Source organism: Mesorhizobium sp. SEMIA396 (assembly GCF_024518615.1).
Taxonomy (GTDB): Bacteria; Pseudomonadota; Alphaproteobacteria; order Rhizobiales; family Rhizobiaceae; genus Mesorhizobium.
Genome location: NZ_JANIFC010000006.1, coordinates 228246 through 252194 on the forward strand (window position 1 = coordinate 228246; position 23949 = coordinate 252194).

Sequence of the window (23949 nt, forward strand, 5' to 3'; positions counted from 1 at the left end):
GAGTAGCGCTTTTTGCCGCTGCTATTTTCCCTACTGCCCTACTCCCCTATTCCCTTAACCTTTGATCGCCTCGACCAGTGTCGTGCCCAGCCTTGCCGGCGAGGGCGATACCTTGATGCCGGCCGATTCCATCGCCGCGATCTTGTCTTCGGCGCCGCCCTTGCCGCCGGAGATGACCGCGCCGGCGTGGCCCATGGTGCGGCCGGCCGGCGCCGTGCGCCCGGCGATGAAGCCGGCCATCGGTTTCTTGCGGCCACGCTTGGCTTCGTCCTTGAGGAACTGCGCGGCGTCTTCCTCGGCCGAACCGCCGATCTCGCCGATCATGATGATCGACTTGGTCTCCTCGTCGGCGAGGAACATCTCGAGCACGTCGATGAACTCGGTGCCCTTGACGGGGTCGCCGCCGATGCCGACGGCGGTGGTCTGGCCGAGGCCGACATTGGTGGTCTGGAACACTGCCTCATAGGTAAGCGTTCCCGACCGCGAAACAACGCCGACCGAGCCCTTGCGGAAGATGTTTCCGGGCATGATGCCGATCTTGCATTCGTTGGGCGTGAGCACGCCCGGGCAGTTCGGCCCGATCAGCCGCGAGGTCGAGCGGTCGAGCCTGGCCTTGACCCTGATCATGTCCATCACCGGTATGCCTTCGGTGATGCAGATGATCAGCGGGATCTCGGCCTCGATCGCTTCGAGGATGGCTTCGGCGGCACCCGCCGGCGGCACATAGACGACCGAAGCGTTGGCGCCGGTCTTTTCCTTGCCCTCGGCGACGGTGGCGAAGATCGGCAGGCTTTCACCCTTGGCGCCGGTCCACGTCTCGCCACCCTTCTTGGGATGGATGCCGCCGACCATTTTCGTGCCGTGATAAGCCAGCGCCTGCTCGGTGTGGAACGTACCGGTCTTGCCGGTCAGGCCCTGCACCAGCACCTTGGTGTTCTTGTCGACGAGGATGGACATGGGAGCCCTTTTCTAAAAACCGTTGATCGAGGAAAACATGGTCAGAGCCGCTTCAGGTCAGCGACCGTGAGGTCGCTCTTGGCATTGCCGGTGTTGAGCGTCGTCGCCGGCTCGAACATCAGCACGACCGGTTCCGCGGTGAGCGAACGCGGCCGGTGCTCGACACCGCGCGGCACGACGATGAAGTCGCCCTCGCCGAGTTCGACCGGACCGTCGCGGAAATCGATGGCGATGCGCCCGCGCAGCACGAGGAAGGCTTCGTCCTCATTGTCATGCGCGTGCCAATCGAAGACCTCGCCGAACTTGGCGACCTTCGCCTGGCTGTCGTTGACGTCGCCGGCGATATGCGGATCGAAGACCTTCTTGATCTTTTGATCCGCCGCCTCGACCAAGTTTATCTTGCGCGGAGGCATCCGCTCAGCCCTTTACCGCCGCCACGATCTTCTTGGCTGCATCGTCGAGATCGTCGGCCGACACGACGTTGAGGCCGCTGTCGTTGATGATCTTCTTGCCGAGCTCGGCATTGGTGCCCTCCAGACGCACCACCAGCGGCACTTCCAGTCCGACTTCCTTGACCGCGGCAATGACGCCCTCGGCAATGATGTCGCACTTCATGATGCCGCCGAAGATGTTGATCAGGATACCCTTGACCGCCGGATCCCGGGTGATGATCTTGAACGCCGCCGTGACTTTTTCCTTGGATGCGCCGCCACCGACATCGAGGAAGTTGGCGGGCTCGGCACCATAGAGCTTGATGATGTCCATCGTCGCCATGGCGAGGCCGGCGCCGTTGACCATGCAGCCGATATTGCCGTCGAGCGCGACATAGGCGAGGTCGTATTTCGACGCCTCGATCTCCTTCTCGTCCTCTTCGGTGGTGTCGCGCAGTTCGAGCACGTCAGGGTGGCGGAACAGCGCGTTGTTGTCGAACGACACTTTCGCGTCGAGCACGCGCAGCCGGCCGTTCTTCATGACGATCAGCGGGTTGACCTCGAGCAGGCTCATGTCCTTTTCGACGAAGGCTTTGTAGAGGATCGGGAACAGCGTATCGCCGTCCTTGGCAGCATCGCCGTCGAGCTTCAGCGCACCGTTGAGCGCCTTCAGGTCGGCCGATGTGACGCCTTTTTCCGGATCGATGGCGACAGTGATGATCTTCTCCGGCGTGTCATGCGCGACCGCTTCGATGTCCATGCCGCCCTCGGTCGAGACGACGAAGGCGATGCGGCCGACCGAACGGTCGACCAGGATCGACAGATAGAGCTCGCGTTCGATGTCAGCGCCGTCCTCGATATAGAGGCGGTTGACCTGCTTGCCGGCCGGGCCGGTCTGCTTGGTCACCAGTGTGTTGCCCAGCATCTCGTTGGCGTTGGCGACGACGTCGGCCACCGATTTCGCCAGCCGCACGCCGCCCTTGGCGTCCGGGCCGAGTTCGGTGAATTTGCCCTTGCCGCGGCCGCCGGCATGGATCTGGCTCTTCACCACATAAAGCGGGCCCGGCAGCGCCTTGGCGGCGGCTTCCGCTTCGCTCGCCTTGAACACCGGCACGCCTTCGGCCACGGGCGCGCCAAAGCTCTTCAGCAGCGCCTTGCCCTGATACTCATGGATGTTCATCTGGAAGGTCTCCGGATCGACTGGGGGTTCACTTGCTGGAGATTCATTTGGAGGCGAGTTGCGGCGCGATCTTGACGCAGGCCTCGGTCAGACCCTGCACCGTCGCCACCGAGGAGTCGAACATCTTCTGCTCGCTCTTGTTGAGCTCGATCTCGATGATACGCTCGACGCCGCCGGCGCCGATCACCACGGGAACGCCGACATAGGTGTTCTTGACGCCATACTGGCCGGAGAGATACGCCGCGCAGGGCAGCACGCGCTTCTTGTCCTTGAGATAGGCTTCGGCCATCGAGATCGCCGAAGCGGCCGGCGCGTAATAGGCCGAACCGGTCTTGAGCAGGCCGACGATCTCGGCGCCGCCGTCGCGGGTGCGCTGCACGATCTGGTCGAGCTTTTCCTTCGAGGTCCAGCCCATCTTGATGAGATCGGGCAGCGGAATGCCCGATACCGTCGAATAGCGGATCATCGGCACCATGGAATCGCCGTGGCCGCCGAGCACGAACGCGGTGACGTCCTCGACCGAGACCTTGAATTCCTCCGCCAGGAAATAGCGGAAGCGCGCGCTGTCGAGCACGCCGGCCATGCCGACGACATGGCTGTTGGGCAGTCCTGAGAACTTCTGCAGCGCCCAGACCATGGCGTCGAGCGGGTTTGTGATGCAGATGACGAAGGCCTTCGGCGCATACTTCTTCAGCCCGGCGCCCACCTGTTCCATGACCTTGAGATTGATGCCCAAAAGGTCGTCGCGGCTCATGCCGGGCTTGCGCGGCACGCCGGCGGTGACGATGCAGACATCGGCGCCTTCGATGCCGGCATAGTCGTTGATGCCGGTGAGCCTGGAGTCGAAGCCATCGACCGGCGACGACTGCGCGATATCGAGCCCCTTGCCCTGCGGGATACCTTCGGCAATATCGAACAGCACCACGTCGCCGAGGTCCTTGAGGCCGATCATGTGAGCGAGCGTGCCGCCGATCATGCCAGAGCCGATAAGCGCTATCTTGTTGCGTGCCATGTGAGGATGTTTTCCCTTTGTCGGTGACGACGTCTCAAATCTCTGGTGACTTGATGGCGGCGTCGAAGAAGAGGCCGGAATGCTGCGGGGAACCGCGAATTTTCGCCGCACCCAATAGCCCCGGCACGGAAAAAATTCAAACGATTATTTTGGTGTCAGTATTTTCAATCGGTTAGATCACTTGGGATTTACGTAAACGTCAAAGTTTGTAAGCCGACTTTGGAAGAAATAACCGATGAAGACGGAAATCGTAAGGCCGAATGCGGGCGATGACACCCTTGTGATGCGGGTAACCGAGGAGGTTCGAGTTGTAGACGTCGGCGGGACAGCGCCCCCCCTCTGTCCTGCCGAGGGAGGGGACACGAAGGATTGCTACCGACGGATTCTCTGGAAATTCAGGCCTGCGCCTGCTGTGCCCCTGGCGCCGGCTTCCCCTTCTGCCGCGCCGCCCAATCCTCCAGCCAGTCGCGGCTTTGCATCTCGATCAGCCGCGATGCGGTGCGCTCGAACTCGAAGACTTCGACGCCGCGCTTGGCTGCATAAAGCGCTTGCGGCGGCGCATCGGCGCTCATCACCAGCCGCACATGATGGTCGTAGAGCGTGTCGATCAGAAGGATGAAGCGCTTGGCCTCGTTGCGCTTGCCTTCGCCGAGCACCGGGACATGGTCGATAAAAATGGTTGAGAAGCGACCGGCGATCGCCAGGAAATCGCGCGCGCCAAGCGGCTTTTCGCAGAGATCGGCAAAGGAGAACCGCGCCGCATCGCCCGCCGCGCGCGGCACGATCACCTGCCGTCCTTTGAGGGCAATCGATGTCTCGGCGGTCGGCGCGCCCCGCGTCATGGCTTGCCAGGCCTCGTCGAGTAGCTGGTCCGCCGCCGCATCGGCCGGCGTGACATAGACCGGTGTCCGGGCGAGCTTTTCCAGCCGGTAGTCTTTGTCGGCATCGAGCGCCAGCACCTGTGTGTGCCGCTCCAGTATGCCGATAAAGGGCAGGAAAAGCTGGCGGTTCAGCCCGTCGCTGTAGAGGTTTTCCGGCGCCACATTCGAGGTGGCGACCAGCACCACGCCGCTGGCAAACAGCGCCGAAAACAACCTGGACAGGATCATCGCGTCGGCAATGTCGGTGACCGAGAACTCGTCGAAGCACAGCACCCAGGCTTGCTCGGCAAGGGCCTTGGCCACCGGCGGGATCGGATCGTCTTCCCTGACGTCGCCATTCTTGCGCGCCTGCCGGTGCTTCTGGATACGGTCCTGCACGTCGGCCATGAAGTCGTTGAAGTGGACGCGGCGCTTGCGCCGCACCGGCAGCAAGTCGAAGAACATGTCCATCAGCATGGTCTTGCCGCGACCGACGCCGCCATGGATGTAGAGGCCTTTGACGGCCTCATCCGTCTCGCGCTTGCGGGCGAACAGCCAGCCCAGCGCGCTCGACTTATGCGCCAGCCGCTTGGCCGAAATCTCATCGGTCAGCCGGTCGAGTGCCGCAACGATCCGTTCCTGCGCCGGATCGCGGTCGATCGTACCGGTTTCCACCAGATGGTCGTAGCGCTGCCTGACGGTCGCATGGGTCTGGAGGCCGTCACGCAGATGCATCGGTCACGTCGTTCTGGAGCAATTCCGGGAACCGGAATTGCGTAAAACAAAAACTATCTCGTAAGCGAAATCGGCTGGCCGTTGGAAGTCTGGCCGTCGAATTTCGAGCCGCCCGAGGAATAGAGCCGCGCCAGCGCACCGCCGCTCTCGTCATAGAGCGTCAGCTGTTTGCCGGCGACGTTCCACGACTTGATGCCGTCCATCGGCGCCGGGCAATGCAGCGGCCCGGCGCGGAAGCCGGCGCCGAATTTGGTCTGCGGTGTCGCCACCTTGCAGCTCTGGCCCGCAACGCTGGCGTTCCAGACACCGGCGACGCTGGCGGCGGTCACGTCCGAAGCGCCGGCCGGCGCCGAGCCGTCCGAAGGCAGCGCGGCGACCTGGGTGTTCGCCGGCGCGGTCGGGAATTGCGAAGGGTCGGTGGTGCCGGGCGATGCCGGCGGCGGCAGTTGGTTCGCCGTCACCTTGCCGGCGGGCGCGGCCTCCAGCGGTGCCGGCTGCTGGTCATCCATCGAGGAAAAACGTGAGGTCGAACAGCCACTCGCAACGAGCGCCGCCAGCGATACGGCCACCAGACCGGTTTTCGAAAAAGTCATTCCAACCTCCGTCGGATCCGGCTGGGGGGAAGCCGTCCGCACAATCTCACCCCCACCAAGATGGAGAAGGTGGCGAAATTTCAACCCGATATGGTTAAAATACAGTTTGCAGCAAGAATTGTTGCAAATTTATCGCAATCGCGACGGCTGACCGTTTGTCGCGCGTCGCTTGGGAATTCCGGTCAACACTTCGTCGGTGGACGCTTGCGCGAACCGCCTTAGCGCCTATGTCTGGAAAACGAAACCCTGCTGGAGCCGCAAATTGGCCGCGAGAAAGACTGCCGCCAATCGCTATTACAGCGGCCCGCCCAGCGACCATTTCGACGGCGCATTGTTCTTCAATCCCGACGGCCGGCCACCCGGCCGTTTCGCCGACCTGCTGAAATGGCAGTTGAATGGCCAGCGCTCGAAATGGCCGGCGAGCGATGCAAGCCCCTTTCCGCAGGCGAAACCGACGGCTCGGGTCGAGGGCGCCGCGCTGGAAGTGACCATGGTTGGTCATTCCACCTTGCTGGTCCAGACGGCCGGTCTGAACATTCTTACCGATCCGGTGTGGTCGCTGCGCGCGTCGCCGCTTTCCTTCGCCGGACCAAAACGCATCAATGCGCCAGGCATCGCCTTTGCCGACCTGCCGCCGATCGACCTCGTGCTGGTCAGCCACAACCATTACGACCATCTCGACCTCGCCACGTTGAAGCGGCTGAAGGCCGGCCACGACCCGCTGGTGCTCACTCCGCTCGGGAACGACGCCATCATCGAAGCCGCCGTGCCCGGCATGCGACTGTCGGCGCATGACTGGGGCGACAGGGTCGGGATCGGCGATGGCGCCGCCGTCCATGTCGAGCCGGTGCATCACTGGTCGGCGCGTGGCGCCCGCGACCGGCGCATGGCGCTGTGGGCCGGCTTCGTCGTCGAAACGCCTGACAGCAAGCTCTATTTCGCCGGCGATACCGGCTTTCACAATGGCATCAACTACCGGCTGATGGCTGAGAAACATGGCGGTTTCCGCTTCGCCATCCTGCCGATCGGCGCCTATGAGCCGCGCTGGTTCATGGCGCCGCAGCACCAGAATCCGGAGGAGGCGGTGCAAGGCATGACGCTGTGCAATGCCGCCCATGCCGCCGGCTGTCATTGGGGCACCTTCCAGCTCACCGACGAGCCGATCGACGAGCCTGCGCGCAAATTGACCGAGGCGCTTGACGATCAAGGCATCCCGCGCGAGCGCTTTCGCGCCTTGCGGCCGGGCGAGGTCTGGGATGTGCCGGAGCACATAGCGCCCTGATCCGCATCGGTTTCGACGGAACCCCAGCGCGGCAACCGCGTTTTCAAGTGGTTGAAAAATCTGTCGGTTTGCGAGGCATTGCCATGCTCAAATGGATCATCATTCTCCTGATCGTCGCCGCCGCAGCCAGCCTGCTCGGCATGCCGGCGCTGGCAGGTGCCGCCGCCACCGGCGCGCGGATCCTTATCGGCATCGTTCTGATCATCTTCCTGCTGGTGGTGCTGGGCATTTTCGCCGTCACGTGAGTCCGGCGCTTTCGCCGTGACCAAGCGGCTGCGCACTGGTAATTCCTGCCCGTTTCCGCCATATAGCGCCAAACGGACACGGATTTCCGGAGCAATGGCCAGCACTGCCCCTTTCGCCAAGATGAACGGCATCGGCAACGAGATCATCGTTGCCGATATGCGCGGCCGTGCCGATCGAGTGACGGGGGCGGCGGCGATTGCGCTGAACGCCGATGCCGCGACCAGCTTCGACCAGATCATGGCGATCCACGACGCAAGGACGCCGGGCACCGCCTTTTTCATCGACATATTGAATTCCGACGGAACTGGCGCGCAGGCCTGCGGCAATGGCATGCGCTGCGTCGTCCAGGCGCTCGCCGCCGAGACCGGCCAGAAGATCTTCACCTTCGAAACCGTGGCGGGCATCCTCAATGCGCGCGAACATGCCGACGGCTCGATCTCGGTCGATATGGGCACGCCACGCTTCGGCTGGCAGGATATCCCGCTGGCCGAGGAATTCCGCGACACCCGCATGATCGAGCTGCAGATCGGCCCGATCGACGCGCCGGTGCTGCATTCCCCCTCGGTCGTCTCGACGGGCAATCCGCACGCCATCTTCTGGGTCGACAATGACGTCTGGTCCTATGAGCTCGACCGCTTCGGCCCGCTGCTCGAGAACCATCCGATGTTCCCCGAGCGCGCCAACATCACCATCGCTCAGGTTACTTCGCCCGAAACCATGATCATCCGCACCTGGGAGCGCGGCGCCGGACTGACCAAGGCCTGCGGCTCGGCCGCCTGCGCGGCCGTGGTGGCCGCGGCCCGCACCAACCGGACCGGCCGCAGCGTTAGCCTGTTGACGCCAGGCGGCGGTACGCTGCATGTCGAATGGCGCGACGATGACCATGTGGTGCTGACCGGCGCCGCCGAATGGGAATTTTCCGGCAGCTTCGACCCGTCGAACGGGACATGGGCCCGCGACACCGAAAGCGCGGCCTGATGTCCGCTCTGCCCAAGAGCCCGGTGTCCAAGGGCATCGATGTCGTCACCTTCGGCTGCCGGCTCAACACCTATGAATCGCAGGTGATGCGCCGCGAGGCTGAAAGTGCCGGTCTGGGCGCGCTGGAAGGCGGCGCTTTGATCTTCAACACCTGCGCCGTGACAGGCGAAGCAGTGCGCCAGGCCAAGCAGGCGATCCGCAAGGCCCGCCGCGACAACCCACGGGCACGCATCATCGTCACCGGCTGCGCCGCGCAGACCGAGCCTGAAAAATTCGCCGCCATGGACGAGGTCGATCTCGTGCTTGGCAATGAAGAGAAGCTGAACGCCAATTCCTATCGCGCGCTGCCGGATTTCGGCGTCAACGACACCGAGAAGGCGCGCGTCAACGATATCTTTTCGGTGCGTGAGACCGCAGGCCACATGGTCGACGCCATCGAGGGCCGGGCGCGCGCCTTCGTCCAGGTGCAGAATGGCTGCGACCACCGCTGCACCTTCTGCATCATTCCCTACGGCCGCGGCAATTCGCGCTCGGTGCCGATGGGCGCCGTGGTCGAGCAGGTCAAGCGGCTCGCCGGCAACGGCTATGCCGAGATCGTGCTGACCGGCGTCGACATGACATCATTCGGCGCCGATCTGCCGGGGGCGCCGAAGCTCGGCAAACTGGTGAAAACAATCCTGAAACAGGTGCCCGACGTGAAGCGGCTGCGGCTGTCGTCGATCGATTCGATCGAAGCTGACGACGATTTGCTCGATGCCATCGCCACCGAGCCCAGGCTGATGCCGCATCTGCATCTGTCGCTGCAATCGGGCGACGACATGATCCTGAAGCGGATGAAGCGAAGGCACCTACGCGATCAGTCGATCCGCTTCTGCGAGGATGTGCGCAAGCTGCGCCCCGGTATCGTCTTTGGCGCCGACATCATCGCCGGCTTCCCGACCGAGACCGACGAAATGTTCGAGAACTCGGAAAAAATTGTCGAGGAGTGTGGCCTGACCCATCTCCACGTCTTCCCCTTCAGCCCACGCGAAGGCACGCCCGCCGCGCGCATGCCGCAGCTCCGCCGCGAGGTCGTCAAGCAGCGCGCCGCCCGGCTGCGTGCCGCCGGTGAAGCTGCCTATTTCAGGCATCTGTCGTCGCTCACCGGAACGCGCCAGTCGATCCTGATCGAGCGCGACGGCCTTGGCCGCACCGAGGGTTTTACGCTTGCCGCACTCGGCACGGGCGCACCGGGTGAGATCGTCGAGGCTGAGATATCAGGCCACGATGGTAGCAGGCTGATCGCGGCGCCCCTTGCCGCCCGCGCCGCCTGAGAACGCAAAGCATGGCTGGTTTTTTCAAGAAGATATTTTCGTTCGGCAAGAAAGAGGTTGTCGAGGAGCGGATCGACGAGACCGCCCCGCTGCCGCCGATCAAATGGGAAGCACTCGATGCGCTGAAGCCGGCGGCCGAACAGGTCGTTCCGGAGTTCTTGAAGCGCGACGAGCCGCTGCCCGAGGCGGAAACGACGCCGGCGCCGGTAGTCGAGCCGGAGGTAATTCCTGCGCCGCAACCGGCGCCTGTCGAGGAACCGGCGCCCGAGCCGGAGCCAACCATCCCGCCAGTACCGGAGCCGGCTGTTCCCTCAGAGCCAGAACCTCTGCCGGAGCCCGAGCCGGAAGAAGAACCAGCGCCCGAGACGCCAGCCGAGCCGCCGGCGCCCGAGGAGATACCAACACCTCCCGCCGTTCCGGAACCCACGCCCGAACCGCAGCCGCAAGAAGTCCCTGCTCCGGCGCCGGCCGAGCCGGAGATCATCCCGTCGCGGCCGGAAAAGCAGCCGGAGCCGGCCCCGGTCGAAGTGCCGACGCCTGTCGAGGTCCCAGCCGAAACACCAGCCCCGATCGAGGTGCCGACACCGGCGCCGTCCCCTCTTCAGCCGTCTTCAGAGGTCAGCGCAGCCCCTCATCCGCCTGCCGGCACCTTCTCCCCGTATAGAGACGGGGAGAAGGGGGCTAGCGGTGAAGCTGCGCCTCCTCTTGCAAACATCGAAGACGAAGCCTCAACGCTGACGCCTCCCTCTCCCCGTCCTTCACGGGGAGAGGGTAGGGGTGAGGGGCAGCACGAACTTGCGAAAGATTCGGCGCCACCCGTGGAAGCCATGCCGGCTGCTCTCGTGGCCGAAGCGCCCGCCGCCGAAATCGCACCTCTCATTCGCCAGCCGGCCCCGGTCGAATCGCAGCCGGTCATTGCGGAAATCGCGCCCGAGCCGCAGCCTCTTCCACAACCCGCGCCGGAGCCGAAAGCCGCCCCCGGCAAGGTGACCGTCACCAAGAAGGTCGAGCAGAAAGCCGAGCCGCAGAAGGCGCCCGAACCGGCACCGAGGCGCTCCTGGTTCCAGCGCATGAAGGACGGGCTTGCCCGCTCCTCCAAGGAGCTCACCGGCAACATTGCCGGCGTCTTCACCAAGCGCAAGCTGGATGAGGAGACGCTGCAGGATCTGGAGGATGTGCTGATCCGCGCCGATCTCGGCATGGAAACGGCCTTGCGCGTTACCGACGCGCTGGCCGCCAGCCGCTACGGCAAGGACGTCTCCGACACCGAGGTCCGCGCCATCATGGCGGCCGAGGTGGAAAAAGTGCTGACCCATGTCGCCATGCCGCTGGAGCTCGATCTCTCGCACAAGCCGCATGTCATCCTGGTGGTCGGCGTCAACGGCACCGGCAAGACCACCACGATCGGTAAGCTCGCCGCCAAGCTCACCGATGGCGGCCTGTCGGTGATGCTCGCCGCCGGCGACACCTTCCGCGCCGCTGCGATCGAGCAGCTGAAGATCTGGGGCGAGCGGACGAAATCGCCGGTCATCGCCTCCAAGATCGGCGCCGATGCCGCAGGGCTCGCCTATGACGCCTTCGAGAAGGCCAGGGAAGCCGGTTCCGACGTGCTGATCATCGACACCGCCGGCCGCCTGCAGAACAAGACCGAACTGATGGCCGAGCTCGAAAAGATCGTTCGCGTGCTGGGCAAACTCGATCCGGAAGCACCGCACACCGTGCTGCAGACGGTCGACGCCACCACCGGCCAGAACGCGCTCAACCAGGTCGAGATCTTCCGCAATATCGCCGGCGTCAACGGCCTGGTGATGACCAAGCTGGACGGCACGGCACGCGGCGGTATTCTGGTGGCGATCGCGGCAAAACACAAATTGCCGGTTTATTTCATCGGCGTCGGCGAACAGGTCGACGACCTCGAACCGTTCTCAGCAAGCGAATTCGCCAGGGCGATCGCTGGAGTAGCCTAACAAGCATGTCCCAAAAAGGTGCAGACTTTTTGGATCAGATCATGCGCAAGAAAGAGATTCCATGAACCCACCCATTCTCGAACGCGATCCGTCGGACCCGCAGAAGCAGAAGAAGGAAGGCGTCAATCCGCTGCTCAAGCTGGTGCTCGAGCTTGGGCCGTTGATGGTGTTCTTCTTCGCCAATGCGCGCAGCGGATGGCTGGTGCAGAAATTCCCTGTTCTGGCCGAGTTCGGCGGGCCGATCTTCGTTGCCACCGGGCTGTTCATGGCCGCCACGGCAATCGCGCTGATCGCCTCGTGGCTGCTCACCCGCACCTTGCCGATCATGCCGATGGTGTCGGGCGTCGTCGTCTTCATCTTCGGCGCGCTGACGCTCTATCTGCAGGACGACATCTTCATCAAGATGAAGCCGACCATCGTCAACACGCTGTTCGGCGGCGTGCTGCTCGGCGGCCTCTACTTCGGCAAGTCGCTGCTTGGCTATGTCTTCGATTCAGCCTTCAGCCTCGACGCCGATGGCTGGCGGAAACTGACCTTCCGCTGGGGCCTGTTCTTCCTGTTCCTGGCCATCGTCAATGAGGTGGTGTGGCGCAATTTTTCCACCGACGCCTGGGTTACTTTCAAGGTCTGGGGCATCATGCCGATCACGCTTCTATTCACCTTCAGCCAGATGCCGCTGATCCTGCGTCATTCACTCGAGGACAAGGCCGGCAAAGAAGAGAAGGCCGGGAAATAGAGCAACTCCAAGAAAAGTGTCCGGAGCTGCGTCAAAACAAAGGGAAACAGCGGTTCTGCGTTCGTGAGACAATGAACCGTTCTGGGGAGAGGGACATGGAATTCATCACCACGCACGACCAGTTGAGGACGATCTACAAGACGCCACGGCCAACCGACGGTTCTATCCGCAAGGAGCTGAAAAAACTTGACGGCCATTGCCGCTCCTTCATCGGCAAGAGCCCGTTCGTGCTGATCGGCTCGTCCGACGGTGCCGGCAACGCCGACGTGACGCCGAAGGGCGACAAGCCGGGCTTTGCCACCGTTCTCGACGACACCACCATCGCCATTCCCGACCGGCCCGGCAACAACCGGCTCGACACGCTGGAGAACATCCTCCTCAATCCCTCGGTCGGGCTGCTCTTCCTCATTCCCGGCATGAACGAGACGCTGCGCGTCAACGGCGATGCCCGCATCACCGTCGACGCAAATTTGCGCGAACGGCTCGCCGTCGACGGCAGGGAGCCGCAAAGCGTCGTCGTGGTCAGCGTCAAGGCCGCCTACATGCACTGCGCAAAAGCCTTCATGCGCTCGGATTTGTGGAAGCCGGAAACCTGGTACGACCGCGCGACGCTGCCGACGCTCGGCCAGATCATGCGCGATCAGCTGGCGGTTGCCGATTCCGCCGAGGCGACCGATCGCTGGCTCGACGAGGAATACAAGAAGACGATGTGGTAGGTTTTTCGACCCACGATTCGTCCTGACTGGTCCATCTTGCTGAACATCCTTGCCATTTCCGGAAGCCTGCGCGCGGCTTCCACCAATTCGGCCCTGATCGCAGCACTGGCGCGCAACGCACTGCCCGGCTGCCGCGTCAGCGTCTATGACGGGCTTGGCTGTCTGCCGATCTTCAATCCCGACGACGAGGGCGAGCGGACGCCGCTCGAAGCCTCCGAACTGATCGATGCCGTCAGCCGAGCCGACGGCGTGATCGTCTCCTGTCCGGAATATGCCCATGGCGTACCGGGCGGGCTGAAGAACGCCCTCGACTGGCTGGTCTCGCGCGATGCCGCTGTCGCCAAGCCCGCCATGCTGGCACACGCCTCGCCGCGCTCGCTGTTCGCCCGCGCCGCACTGGCCGAGATCATGCGCACCATGTCGTTCGCACTTTGCGACGACGTGCTGGAGATTGCCCTGCTCGGCAAGAAGCCACCGGAGGTGGAGGGCATCCTCGACGAGCCGGGGAACCGGCAGGCGATGCATGATGCGCTGAATGCCTTCGCGGAGTTTATCCGCTCGCGTTGAGCGGCGGCCACCCCAGACCTTCGAGCTAGCCCTTTCGCAGCGTCTCCACATCAGTCTTCCCAACGTACCAATCGCGCGCGTTGATCTCTTCAAAAACCACCCAGACATCGTCGTTGCTCAGCCCGGTGGCGTCCATGATGGCCGCCGTCACCTTTTTGGCGATGTCCGCCTTCTTGCCCGCCGGATCGGCTGATATCACTTCCTTGACGATGCGGATGTTGACGAATGGCATTTTGTCCTCCCGGGATGTTCGTGCTCGCGACCCGCTTCGATGAAACCGTCGAACGGCCGCCAGTGCTCCAGTCTCAGCCAGTGCTCCAGTCTCAGTATGTCTTGGCGCCGTTGACCATCAGCCGCACCATGTAGAGCGACGTGGTGCCGGCGATATAGAGGCAATTCAGCTTGTTGCCGCCGAACACGCAGTTGGCGGTGACTTCCGGCACCTTGACCTTGCCGATCAGCGTGCCGTCCGGATCGTAGCAATGGATGCCGTCGGCGGCACTCGTCCAGATGCGGCCGTCCTCGTCGAGCCTGAAGCCGTCGAACAGGCCGGCCGTGCAGTCGGCAAAGATTTTCTCGCCCGAAACCTTCTTGCCGCCCTTGCCGACATTGAAAACCCGCATATGCGCCGGATTCTGCGCGCCATGCGTGCGGCCGGTATCGACGACATAAAGCTTGCTCTCGTCGAGCGAGAAAGCCAGGCCGTTGGGCCGGACCATGTCGGTGATGACGGCTTCGACCTCGCCCGTGCCGGGATCGACCCGGTAGACATGGCAGGCGCCGATTTCGCTCTCGGCCCTGTCGCCCTCATAATCCGTATCGATGCCGTAGCTCGGATCGGTGAACCAGATCGAGCCGTCGGATTTCACCACCGCGTCGTTGGGCGAATTCAGCCGCTTGCCCTTCCATTTGGACGCGATCGTGGTGACCGAGCCGTCGAACTCGGTGCGGCTGACACGGCGGCCCGAATGCTCGCAGGTGATCAGCCGGCCCTGCCGGTCGACGCTGTTGCCGTTCGAATTGCCGGACGGCTGGCGGAAGACGCTGACATTGCCGTCGGTTTCGTCATAACGCAGCATGCGGTTGTTGGGGATGTCGGACCAGACGACATAGCGGCCGGCGGCGAACCAGGCCGGCCCCTCCGCCCACTGGCATCCGGTGAACAGCTTCTCGACCTGCGCGTTGCCGTTGAACAGGCGCGCGAAGCGCGGATCGAGAATTTCATAATAGTCTGCGGCCGCCATGCTTTCCTCCCGGCATCAATGACACCGGATCAAGCCAGCCGGAGGGACAGAAGGCAATGTGGGTACGCACAGTGTCATGCAAAAGATCGCTTGCCGGCTCTGCGCATGACGTTAGCGCCGTATTAACCGGCTATGCGTCCAGCGCAATGGTGCATTGCAACATCTTCTTTTTGCAATGCACCATTACTATGTCATGCTTCGTATCGATCAAGGGAGGAAGAAACCGCCGCCGAAACGCGGCGCCAAAAAAGGAACCTTGCTATGATCCTCGACAGTCTCATGACCCGCGCTCGCAACAGCATTGCCAAGCGCAAGCACTACAACCGCCTTGTCGCCGAAATCGACAGCTTTTCCAGCCGCGATCTGGCCGACATGCGCGCCGACCGCTCGGAAATGCTCTACCAGATCCACAAGCAGATCTACGGCTGATCTCGAGTCCGATAAGACGCACCGCCAAGGTGCGTTGAGATTCAGGTCAGGCCGAGACGAAAACGGTGGTTTCCGAGAACCGGAGCGGAGCGTACTTAAGTACGTGAGCACCGGAAGCGCAGGAAGCCGCCGTTTGCAGCCCGGCATCACCTGAATATCAACGTGCCGCCAGCGCCTTGTCGATCTGTGGCAGCAAGAGATCCCTCGCCGTCTCGGGCGTCAGCGGGCCGACATGCTTGTAGGCGATCTTGCCGTCCTTGCCGATGACGAAGGTCTCCGGCACGCCGTAGACGCCCCAGTCGATCGCCGCGCGGCCCGCTTCGTCAACCCCTATCGCCTGGAACGGATTGCCGAGATCGCCGAGGAACCGGCGTGCATTTTCCGGCCGGTCCTTGTAGTTCAGCGCCGCCATGGTGAAACGCTTATCCTGCGACAGCGCCAGAAGCACCGGGTGCTCTTCGCGGCATGGCGCGCACCACGACGCGAAGACGTTGACCAATGTGACCTTGCCGGCGAAGGTTTTCGAATCGAGCCCCGGCAGGTTTGACCCCTCCAGCGCAGGCAGGCTGGTTTGCGGCGCCGGCAGGCCGATCAGGGCCGATGGCACTTCCGAAGCATCGCGCCCCGACAGCAGCTGCGACAGGAACAGTCCGGCCAGGCCGAGGAAGATCAGCAGCGGCAACAGCACGAACAGGCGACGAGTGCGTGGGGGTGGCGTTTCCGTTTCTGTGGTCATGGCTTTGCCGCCTTGTCGGAGCGCCGCCGCACGCCGGATGCCTCCAGTTCGGCGAGTTCGCGCTTGCGCGCCCGCTGGTCGAGCAGGATCCAGCCGATCAATCCGGCCAGCACCACGGCCGTAATGCCATAGGCGGCGGTCACGTAGAGTGCATGCGCGCTCATGCGACGGGCCTCGCTGAAGTGGGGGCTTCCAAGCCGATCATGTCGCCCAGTCTAGACATGCCTTTCCCTTAGCCTCGCTCCGTCGGCTTCGCAATCGGTCGCCGCGCCGCAGTCATACGCCACATCAATCCGTTCCATGCCGCAGCGCCAGCGCCGCCGAGACCGGGCCCAGCACGCCAAGAAACAGGGTCAGCGCGGCAAGAATGAGGAAGGGCTGCAGAAACGGATCGGGATTGGCGGTCGCCCCATAGCTCGCCGAAACACCGAAGATCAGCACCGGAATGGTCAGCGGCAGCACCAGTACCGAGATCAGCAGCCCGCCACGCGGCAGCGCCACTGCCACCGCAGCACCGGCGGCGCCGATGAACGTGATTGCCGGGGTGCCGACCAGCAGCGTCAGCGACGTGGCGCCGATGCCGAGCGGCTCCATGTTCATGAACAGGCCGAGCAGGGGCGCGGCGATGACCAGCGGCAGCACGCTGCCCGCCCAATGCGCCAGGCATTTCACCAGCACCGTCAAGGCCAGCATATGGCGATCATTGCCGAGCACCAGGAGATCGAGCGAGCCGTCCTCGCGGTCGGCCTGGAACAGCCGGTCGAGGCCGAGCAGGCAGGACAGCAGCGCGCCGATCCACAGGATGGCCGGTCCGATGCGGGCCAGCAGCTTCAGGTCTGGCCCTACTCCGAACGGGATGGTGGCGATGACGGCGAGGAAGAAGATGACCCCGGTCAGCGCCCCGCCGCCGGCACGGATGTTGAGGCGGATGTCGCGCAGGAAGAGCGCTAGCATGGTATGAGATGCTCGCGCGCCATCATCAACCAGTTCCCCCGATCCTCAACTCCGTCCCCTCGATCCCCAGCGGCAGATGCGTCGCCGCGACAATCATCCCGCCATCCGTGCAATGCTTGGCCATCAACCCCGCAAACCGCGCCTCCGACGCCTTGTCCAGCCCTGCTGTCGGCTCATCCAGCAACCACAATGGCCGGTGGCTGACCAGCAGTTTCGCGATCGCCGCGCGCCGGCGTTGCCCGGTCGATAGATAGCCGAACGGCAGGTGGCCGATGCCGCCGAGCCCGACCGTTTCCAGCGCCTCTTCGACGCCGAGCTGTCCGTCGCCGTTGAAGTCGCGCCAGAAGCGCAAATTCTCCGCCACGCTGAGCGCCGGCTTCATTGCGTTCTGGTGGCCAAGGTAGTGACAGGCCGAGGCAACAGACGGGAACGCTTCGTCCCCGTCTTCAATCTTCATGGTACCCTCGATCCTCACGCTGCCTTGCGCCACCGGCAGCAGCCCGGCGATGACTCGCAGCAAGGTCGACTTGCCCGATCCGTTCGGCCCGGTGACGATGAGCGCCTGACACTCCTCCAAGGCAAAATCGATGCCGGAAAACACCGCCTCGCCGCCTCGCTCGCCGCCCAGATTTTCGGCGATCAGCCGCATTCCTCGCCTGCCCTGAAACCATGTGTCGCGGCCGCTGCCGCATCGCACAAATTTGCTTTCCAACTGTCTAGAACTATTCCAGAAAATTCTCTATATGCGGTGCATCCGTGCCAGCGGTCGGCACGGGAACAGAATTAGCGCCGAACCAGCGCACGCGCCGCCTTGAACGGCTCGGGTTGCTTGGGAACGGACAGCGGAAATGGCCGTACCCGCACCTTTGCGCGTGATTGCATGCCATCGGCGTCCGTTCCCTTTCAGGCTGAACAGACAAGGATCGCACGTGTCAAAATCCCTCGACAGTTTCAATTGCCGCCGCACGCTGACCGCAGGCGGCGCGGAGTATGCCTATTTCGACCTCATCGAGGCCGAGAAGAACGGCCTCACCGGCATCTCGCAGCTGCCCTATTCGATGAAGGTGCTGCTGGAAAACCTGCTGCGCAACGAAGACGGCCGCTCCGTCACCAAGGAATCGATCCAGGCGGTGGCCGGCTGGCTGACCGACAAGGGCACCGCCGGCGTCGAGATCGCCTATCGCCCGGCCCGCGTGCTGATGCAGGATTTCACCGGCGTTCCGGCCGTGGTCGACCTTGCCGCGATGCGCGACGCCATGGCCTCGCTCGGCGGCGATCCGCAGAAGATCAACCCGCTGGTGCCGGTCGACCTCGTCATCGACCATTCCGTCATCGTCGACGAATTCGGCACGCCGATGGCCTTCGCCCGCAATGTCGAGCTGGAATATGAGCGCAACGAGGAGCGCTACAAATTCCTGAAATGGGGCCAGCAGGCATTCCGCAACTTCCGCGTCGTGCCGCCCGGCACCGGCATCTGCCATCAGGTCAACCTCGAATATCTCGGCCAGGTGGTGTGGACCAACACCGAGGACGGCGAAACGACAGCCTATCCCGACACCTGCGTCGGCACCGATTCGCACACCACCATGATCAATGGCCTTGGCGTGCTCGGCTGGGGCGTCGGCGGCATCGAGGCCGAGGCGGCCATGCTCGGCCAGCCTGTCTCCATGCTTTTGCCTGAGGTGATCGGCTTCCGCCTCACCGGCAAGCTCAAAGAGGGCGTCACCGCCACCGACCTCGTGCTCACCGTCACCCAGATGCTGCGCAAGAAGGGCGTCGTCGGCAAGTTCGTCGAGTTCTTCGGGCCGGGCCTCTCCAACATGACGCTGGCCGACCGCGCCACCATCGGCAACATGGCGCCCGAATATGGCGCCACCTGCGGCTTCTTCCCCGTCGACTCGGAAACCATCCGCTACCTCACAATGTCCGGCCGCAGCGAGGACCGCATCGCGCTGGTCGAGGCCTATGCCAAAGCTCAAGGAATGTGGCGTGAGACCGGCTCGACCGATCCGGTGTTCACCGATCTGCTCGAGCTGGAACTTGGCTCCGTCGTGCCGTCGATGGCCGGACCCAAGCGGCCCGAGGGCCGCGTCGCCCTTGAAGGCATTCCGGAAGGTTTCGCCAAGGCGATGGAGACCGAATACAAGAAGGCCGCCGAAATCTCCAAGCGCTACGCAGTCGAAGGCACCGACCATGATCTCGGTCACGGCGATGTCGTCATTGCCGCCATCACTTCGTGCACCAACACCTCGAACCCGAGCGTGCTGATCGGCGCCGGCCTCCTGGCCCGCAACGCCAACCGCCTCGGTTTGAAGCAGAAGCCGTGGGTGAAGACCTCGCTGGCGCCGGGCAGCCAGGTGGTGGCCGAGTATCTGGAGAAATCCGGCCTGCAGAAGGAACTCGATCAGATCGGCTTCAACCTGGTCGGCTTCGGCTGCACCACCTGCATCGGCAATTCCGGGCCGCTGCCGGCGCCGATCTCGAAGACCATCAACGACAAGGGCCTGATCGCTGCCGCGGTCTTGTCCGGCAACCGCAACTTCGAAGGCCGCGTCTCGCCCGACGTGCAGGCCAACTATCTGGCGTCGCCGCCGCTGGTCGTCGCGCATGCGCTGGCCGGCACCGTCACAAAGGACCTGACCACCGAGCCGCTAGGCGAGGACAAGAACGGCGAGCCGGTCTACCTCAAGGATATCTGGCCGAGCTCGGCCGAAATCCAGGAGTTCATCGAGAAGAACGTCACCCGCGAGCTGTTCGCCCGCAAATATGCCGATGTCTTCAAAGGCGACGAGTACTGGCAGAACGTCAAGGCGCCGGAAGGCCAGACCTATGCGTGGGACGACAACTCGACCTATGTGCAGAACCCGCCCTATTTCGCCGGCATGACGTCAGGTTTCGGCAAGATCGGCGATATCAAGGGCGCCCGCGTGCTCGGCCTGTTCGGCGACAAGATCACCACCGACCACATTTCGCCGGCCGGATCGATCAAGGCGGCCTCGCCGGCCGGCAAATACCTCACCGACCACGGCGTCGGCGTCGCCGACTTCAACCAGTACGGCACGCGGCGCGGCAACCACGAGGTGATGATGCGCGGCACCTTCGCCAACATCCGCATCCGCAACCACATGCTGGGCGAGAATGGCCGCGAGGGCGGCTACACCATCCACTACCCGTCGAAGGAAGAGGAATCGATCTACGACGCGGCGATGGAATACAAAAGGGAAGGCGTGCCGCTGGTTGTCTTCGCCGGCGTCGAATACGGCAACGGCTCGTCGCGCGACTGGGCGGCCAAGGGAACCAATCTCCTTGGTGTCCGCGCGGTCATCGCCCAGTCCTTCGAGCGCATCCATCGCTCGAACCTGGTCGGCATGGGCGTCATTCCCTTCGTCTTCGAGGAAGGCACCTCATGGGCATCGCTCAACCTCAAGGGAGACGAGCTGGTCGAGATCGACGGCTTGAGCACCATCAAACCGCGCCAGACGATGATCGCCAAGGTCACCTATGGCGACGGCACGGTGAAGAACGTGCCGATCATCTGCCGCATCGATACGCTGGATGAGCTCGATTACTTCAAGAACGGCGGCATCCTGCAATACGTGCTGCGCGATCTTGCAGCTTAGGGAATAGGGGACTAGGCAGTAGGGAATAGAGACCCCTACTGCCTACTGCCTACTGCCTACTGCCTACCTTAGGCTTCCCAAACCGCGCCGCTGCCGCCAAAAGCACGCCGAGCATCACGCCGTTGAGGATGTGCCAGAGGAAGTGCGTTCCGAGCGGAAAGCTGCCGCAGATCACCGGGTCGATCATCCGGCAGATGACGGACACGACGAAGATCGCCGATCCCGCCAGATTATACCAGCCGGCGCGATTGCCGCTCACCGTCACCCAGACACCGAAGAAGGCGAGCGCCAGGAACGGCGGCAGATAGCCCGTCGTACCGTTCGACGCCTGGCGCAGCCAGTCAGGCACGGCAAGGGTTATCGCCCCGGCAAGCACATAGAAGGCAATGAAGATGGCAATGGCCTTGCCCCATCGCATGCCGAGGAAGCGGCGCAGATTGAACAGCGTGTAGGCCAGCGTGAAGCCGGCGATCGGCAGCACGTCGGCCCAGACTGTGCCCTTGGTGGCAAAGGTGTGGAAGATCGTCGAACCGATGCCGATCGCCACCACCCACCAGGCCAGCACCTCGGCGAAGGCGCCGGTGCCCAGCCTTCGTACCTCGCGCACGCCCCACAGGCCGGCGGCGATGAAGGCGAGGTTGGTCAGGGCGTTTACCGGTTCGGACCAGAATTCCGGGCCGGTCCGCTCGCAATAGAGGTCGACTGGCGCCAAAAACGTTTGCCACATCGTGATTGCCGCCCGAATCGGTTTCTATCCTGAAGCGCAGATCCTTCCTATTGCGGGGTTGCGGTCGGCTGCAATGGCAAAATTTCACCGCAACGTGACTTCCCGTTGACTTCCGGTTCTGCCACATATTTTAGCAATCAAGATAAAGCCGGCACCACCGGCGGGAATCGGAATGGCCATGGCCTCGCGAAAATCATTGTGGCTGGCAGCTCTTGCGCTGGCCTTCTCGGCGTCTGCCGGCGCCGGGCATGCCGGCGAATCCGATCGCGCCCATGCCGACCGGGTCCAGATCGACAGGCCCCAGATCGACAGGCCATTGGGCGTGGTCGAACTGTTCACCAGCCAGGGCTGCAGTTCCTGCCCGCCGGCCGATACGCTGTTCTCCGAACTTGCCGCCAAGGAAGATATCGTCGCGCTCGCTTATCACGTCGACTATTGGGACTATCTCGGCTGGCAGGATACGCTGGGCCGCAAGGAGAACACCGAGCGGCAATACGACTACATGCGCGCCTTCGGCAGCCGCTCCGTCTATACGCCGCAGGCCGTTATCAATGGCCGTGTCCACGTCAACGGTGCCAGCCGCGGCGAGGTCGATGGCGCGCTCGCCCGCATGGCCAAGAGCGGCGAAGGCATGCGCGTCGCCGTCAAGGTCAGCCGCACCAGCGACCGTGTGACGATCGACGCCGGCGATGCCGGCAACGGCCCCAGCGACGCCCATGTCGTCATCGTCTATTTCGACCCGCCGCAGACGGTCAAGGTCGGCGAGGGCGAGAACACCGGCCGCAAGATGACCTACTGGAACGCCGTCACCGGGATACAGACCGCCGGCATGTGGCATGGCAAGGCACAACGCTACGAACTGCCGATGAGCGAGATTGCCAAAAAGGGCGGCTGCGCCGTGCTGCTGCAGTCGGTCGGCAAGGACGGCATGCCCGGTCCCATTCTCGGCGCCGCGTTCATCCACAAGCCTTAAGGCCTTCTTTCCTTCTCCCCTTGTGGGGCGAGCAGCCGGTTCGTCGAAGGCGAATTCATCGTGCCGGTGGCACGATGAAGGCCGGCGAACGCCGGGACGCTGCGAAGCAGCGCGGACCCGGCAGGGTGGATCGACTAACCACGCCCGGCCCTTCGCAGGCTCAGGGCGTTCGAAGCTCGAAAAGCCAAGCAATTGGCTTTTCGTTCGCTGCGCGAACCGCTTCTCACCCAATAAAAAACCGACGTCAGCTTGCTTCTGACGTCGGTCATTTAGGTTTTGGGATCGTCGCACCCGATTCTTCCGAAGAAGAACCGAGGTTGGTTCGATCCGACGCAGACCCGTGGGCGGGGGGCTTGGGGTTTACGAGCCGGTGCCGGACCGAACCGTCTCAGGCAACACCGGTAAATTCGTCGGACATTGGGGCATGAGCGCGGATAAAAAAAGGCAGAAATGTGGCGGAACATCACCAATTCCAACACGGCGTTTCATAAAAGTGACTGGACGTGACGGAAACAGCGCGGCGCGGGGCTTGGTTCGCCGGGCCTTGCAATTCAGTCGCGAACACGCCAACTTTGGTTGGCAAAGATTCATTTTGAAGGATCGAGGCATGACCGATGACAGCGGCGGGACGGGGGATGGGGACGCATCCGCGATATTGATCCCGCTGCACGAGGCGCGACGCGAACGTCTCGATCAGCCGGTGCGGTTCGACCGCCGCGAGTTGGACCAGATCCTCAGGCTCTACGGCCGCATGGTCGCCGCCAATGAATGGCGCGACTACGCCATCGACCATCTTGCGGACCGCGCTGTGTTTTCCGTATTCCGCCGCACCAGCGAAGTGCCGCTGTTCCAGATCGTCAAGGATCCGAAACTGGCCCGCAAGCAGGGCGCTTTTGCCGTCATCGCCGCCGGCGGCCGCATCTTGAAGCGTGGTCAGGAACTTGGCCGCGTGCTTGGTGTGTTCGACAGCAAGCTGAAGCTGGTCGAAGCCTGAGCTGGGGAATTAGAGCAGGGGAATTGAAGAGCTGGAGAATTGATTAATTGATGAAAAGGCACTCGGCGCCTGACGCTATCTTCTTCAATTCTTCAATTCTTCAATTCTTCAGTTCCCCCTAAGGCGAAACTTCCGCTCCGGCAGCGATTCGGGATCGGGCGGCAGCGTCGCACCGCCATTCAGCGACAGCTGCATGAACACCGTGTCCAGCCAGCGCCCATGCTTGTAGCCGGAACCTTCAAGGCGTCCCGAATGGCGAAAGCCGAGCTTTTCGTGCAACCGCACCGAGGCGCTGTCGGGACGGCCATCGCCGATCACCGCGATGATCTGGCGAAAGCCCGCCGTCGTCACTGCCTCGATCAGGCTTTGCATCAGCTTGAGCCCGACGCCCTGGCCCTTGGCCTCGGGCGCGACATAGACCGAATCCTCGACGATGAAGCGATAGGCCGGGCGTGGCCGGAAGGCGCCGGCATAGGCGTAGCCGAGAACGGTCCCGTCCTTCTCCGCCACCAGGTAAGGAAAGCCGCCGGCCGTCAGGCTGTCGAATCGAACACCCATCTCCGCACGGCTCGGCGGCTCCAGCTCATAGCTCGCCGTGCCTTGGGTCACCGCATCGGCATAGATGTCCGTGACGCTGTCGAGGTCGGCCACCGTGGCAGGCCGGATCGCAATATTGCTCATTGTTTATGCATGCCGTTT

At 63.2% G+C, this 23949-nt stretch carries 26 protein-coding genes; 12 read left to right on the forward strand and 14 right to left on the reverse strand.

Annotation, left to right across the window (positions count from 1 at the left end; translation table 11 throughout):
• Positions 1 to 54 precede the first annotated feature (54 nt).
• The 6 genes from sucD to NP503_RS16835 all read right to left on the reverse strand — a co-directional run bounded on the left by sucD (position 55) and on the right by NP503_RS16835 (position 5768).
• Positions 55 to 957, reverse strand: a complete 903-nt coding sequence (sucD, locus tag NP503_RS16810; RefSeq protein WP_063173365.1) for a succinate--CoA ligase subunit alpha — start codon at positions 955 to 957, stop codon at positions 55 to 57.
• Between the two features lie 41 nt (positions 958 to 998).
• Positions 999 to 1370: a cupin domain-containing protein gene (locus NP503_RS16815; protein ID WP_127267774.1), complete on the reverse strand. Its 372-nt coding sequence runs from the start codon at positions 1368 to 1370 to the stop codon at positions 999 to 1001.
• Between the two features lie 4 nt (positions 1371 to 1374).
• The gene (gene sucC / locus NP503_RS16820) at positions 1375 to 2568 is read right to left on the reverse strand and encodes an ADP-forming succinate--CoA ligase subunit beta (protein WP_024504973.1); all 1194 of its coding nucleotides are present in this window, start codon (positions 2566 to 2568) and stop codon (positions 1375 to 1377) included.
• 43 nt (positions 2569 to 2611) lie between these two features.
• Positions 2612 to 3580: a malate dehydrogenase gene (mdh, locus tag NP503_RS16825; RefSeq protein WP_013528846.1), complete on the reverse strand. Its 969-nt coding sequence runs from the start codon at positions 3578 to 3580 to the stop codon at positions 2612 to 2614.
• Between the two features lie 395 nt (positions 3581 to 3975).
• Complete coding sequence (gene zapE, locus NP503_RS16830; protein WP_127268404.1) at positions 3976 to 5175, reverse strand: cell division protein ZapE; 1200 nt, start codon at positions 5173 to 5175, stop codon at positions 3976 to 3978.
• 53 nt (positions 5176 to 5228) lie between these two features.
• Positions 5229 to 5768: a protease inhibitor Inh/omp19 family protein gene (locus NP503_RS16835; RefSeq protein ID WP_023811288.1), complete on the reverse strand. Its 540-nt coding sequence runs from the start codon at positions 5766 to 5768 to the stop codon at positions 5229 to 5231.
• Between the two features lie 262 nt (positions 5769 to 6030).
• Here NP503_RS16835 and NP503_RS16840 point away from each other — a divergent pair, with 262 nt between their 5' ends.
• The 8 genes from NP503_RS16840 (at position 6031) to NP503_RS16875 (ending at position 13573) form a co-directional block, all read left to right on the forward strand.
• Positions 6031 to 7050 carry an MBL fold metallo-hydrolase gene (locus NP503_RS16840; RefSeq protein ID WP_127268402.1) on the forward strand — a complete coding sequence of 340 codons (1020 nt, stop codon included), beginning with the start codon at positions 6031 to 6033 and terminating at the stop codon, positions 7048 to 7050.
• Between the two features lie 83 nt (positions 7051 to 7133).
• Positions 7134 to 7295 (forward strand): DUF1328 family protein, encoded by a 162-nt coding sequence (locus tag NP503_RS16845; protein WP_013528842.1) that lies wholly within the window; start codon positions 7134 to 7136, stop codon positions 7293 to 7295.
• A 94-nt stretch (positions 7296 to 7389) separates the two neighbouring features.
• The gene (gene dapF / locus NP503_RS16850) at positions 7390 to 8274 is read left to right on the forward strand and encodes a diaminopimelate epimerase (protein WP_127268401.1); all 885 of its coding nucleotides are present in this window, start codon (positions 7390 to 7392) and stop codon (positions 8272 to 8274) included.
• The gene (gene mtaB, locus NP503_RS16855) at positions 8274 to 9587 is read left to right on the forward strand and encodes a tRNA (N(6)-L-threonylcarbamoyladenosine(37)-C(2))-methylthiotransferase MtaB (protein WP_127268400.1); all 1314 of its coding nucleotides are present in this window, start codon (positions 8274 to 8276) and stop codon (positions 9585 to 9587) included. The genes dapF and mtaB overlap by 1 nt, the downstream gene beginning before the upstream one ends.
• An 11-nt stretch (positions 9588 to 9598) precedes the next feature.
• Entirely contained in the window at positions 9599 to 11554 is a 1956-nt protein-coding gene (gene ftsY / locus NP503_RS16860) for a signal recognition particle-docking protein FtsY (RefSeq protein ID WP_127272404.1), read from the forward strand.
• Positions 11555 to 11615: 61 nt separating this feature from the next.
• The gene (locus NP503_RS16865) at positions 11616 to 12290 is read left to right on the forward strand and encodes a septation protein A (protein WP_127268190.1); all 675 of its coding nucleotides are present in this window, start codon (positions 11616 to 11618) and stop codon (positions 12288 to 12290) included.
• Between the two features lie 95 nt (positions 12291 to 12385).
• Positions 12386 to 13006 carry a pyridoxamine 5'-phosphate oxidase family protein gene (locus tag NP503_RS16870; protein WP_127268189.1) on the forward strand — a complete coding sequence of 207 codons (621 nt, stop codon included), beginning with the start codon at positions 12386 to 12388 and terminating at the stop codon, positions 13004 to 13006.
• 36 nt (positions 13007 to 13042) lie between these two features.
• Positions 13043 to 13573 (forward strand): NADPH-dependent FMN reductase, encoded by a 531-nt coding sequence (locus tag NP503_RS16875; protein WP_127268188.1) that lies wholly within the window; start codon positions 13043 to 13045, stop codon positions 13571 to 13573.
• 25 nt (positions 13574 to 13598) lie between these two features.
• On the opposite strand, the gene NP503_RS16880 is transcribed toward NP503_RS16875, so the two are convergent.
• Positions 13599 to 13805, reverse strand: a complete 207-nt coding sequence (locus NP503_RS16880) for a 4-oxalocrotonate tautomerase family protein (RefSeq protein ID WP_127268187.1) — start codon at positions 13803 to 13805, stop codon at positions 13599 to 13601.
• Between the two features lie 91 nt (positions 13806 to 13896).
• Positions 13897 to 14817 (reverse strand): SMP-30/gluconolactonase/LRE family protein, encoded by a 921-nt coding sequence (locus tag NP503_RS16885; RefSeq protein WP_127268186.1) that lies wholly within the window; start codon positions 14815 to 14817, stop codon positions 13897 to 13899.
• Positions 14818 to 15078: 261 nt separating this feature from the next.
• Here NP503_RS16885 and NP503_RS16890 point away from each other — a divergent pair, with 261 nt between their 5' ends.
• The gene (locus NP503_RS16890; protein ID WP_013528833.1) at positions 15079 to 15246 is read left to right on the forward strand and encodes a hypothetical protein; all 168 of its coding nucleotides are present in this window, start codon (positions 15079 to 15081) and stop codon (positions 15244 to 15246) included.
• 157 nt (positions 15247 to 15403) lie between these two features.
• On the opposite strand, the gene NP503_RS16895 is transcribed toward NP503_RS16890, so the two are convergent.
• The 4 genes from NP503_RS16895 to ccmA all read right to left on the reverse strand — a co-directional run bounded on the left by NP503_RS16895 (position 15404) and on the right by ccmA (position 17585).
• The gene (locus NP503_RS16895; RefSeq protein ID WP_127268185.1) at positions 15404 to 15982 is read right to left on the reverse strand and encodes a DsbE family thiol:disulfide interchange protein; all 579 of its coding nucleotides are present in this window, start codon (positions 15980 to 15982) and stop codon (positions 15404 to 15406) included.
• Positions 15979 to 16146 (reverse strand): heme exporter protein CcmD, encoded by a 168-nt coding sequence (ccmD, locus tag NP503_RS16900; protein WP_127268184.1) that lies wholly within the window; start codon positions 16144 to 16146, stop codon positions 15979 to 15981. The genes NP503_RS16895 and ccmD overlap by 4 nt, the downstream gene beginning before the upstream one ends.
• 124 nt (positions 16147 to 16270) lie before the next feature.
• On the reverse strand, positions 16271 to 16936 hold the full coding sequence (gene ccmB / locus NP503_RS16905; RefSeq protein WP_127268183.1) for a heme exporter protein CcmB: 666 nt from the start codon (positions 16934 to 16936) through the stop codon (positions 16271 to 16273).
• A gap of 25 nt (positions 16937 to 16961) precedes the next feature.
• A complete protein-coding gene (gene ccmA / locus NP503_RS16910; RefSeq protein WP_127268182.1) occupies positions 16962 to 17585 on the reverse strand; it encodes a heme ABC exporter ATP-binding protein CcmA in 624 nt (207 codons plus the stop codon).
• Between the two features lie 280 nt (positions 17586 to 17865).
• On the opposite strand from ccmA, the gene acnA reads away from it, so the two are divergent.
• Complete coding sequence (acnA, locus tag NP503_RS16915) at positions 17866 to 20556, forward strand: aconitate hydratase AcnA (RefSeq protein ID WP_127273510.1); 2691 nt, start codon at positions 17866 to 17868, stop codon at positions 20554 to 20556.
• A gap of 49 nt (positions 20557 to 20605) precedes the next feature.
• On the opposite strand, the gene NP503_RS16920 is transcribed toward acnA, so the two are convergent.
• Positions 20606 to 21283, reverse strand: a complete 678-nt coding sequence (locus tag NP503_RS16920) for a ceramidase domain-containing protein (protein ID WP_127269002.1) — start codon at positions 21281 to 21283, stop codon at positions 20606 to 20608.
• 172 nt (positions 21284 to 21455) lie between these two features.
• On the opposite strand from NP503_RS16920, the gene NP503_RS16925 reads away from it, so the two are divergent.
• Positions 21456 to 22256 (forward strand): thioredoxin family protein, encoded by an 801-nt coding sequence (locus tag NP503_RS16925; RefSeq protein WP_127269003.1) that lies wholly within the window; start codon positions 21456 to 21458, stop codon positions 22254 to 22256.
• Between the two features lie 607 nt (positions 22257 to 22863).
• On the forward strand, positions 22864 to 23250 hold the full coding sequence (locus NP503_RS16930) for a DUF2794 domain-containing protein (protein ID WP_127269004.1): 387 nt from the start codon (positions 22864 to 22866) through the stop codon (positions 23248 to 23250).
• 108 nt (positions 23251 to 23358) lie between these two features.
• On the opposite strand, the gene NP503_RS16935 is transcribed toward NP503_RS16930, so the two are convergent.
• Entirely contained in the window at positions 23359 to 23931 is a 573-nt protein-coding gene (locus tag NP503_RS16935; protein ID WP_127269005.1) for a GNAT family N-acetyltransferase, read from the reverse strand.
• Between the last annotated feature and the right edge of the window lie 18 nt (positions 23932 to 23949).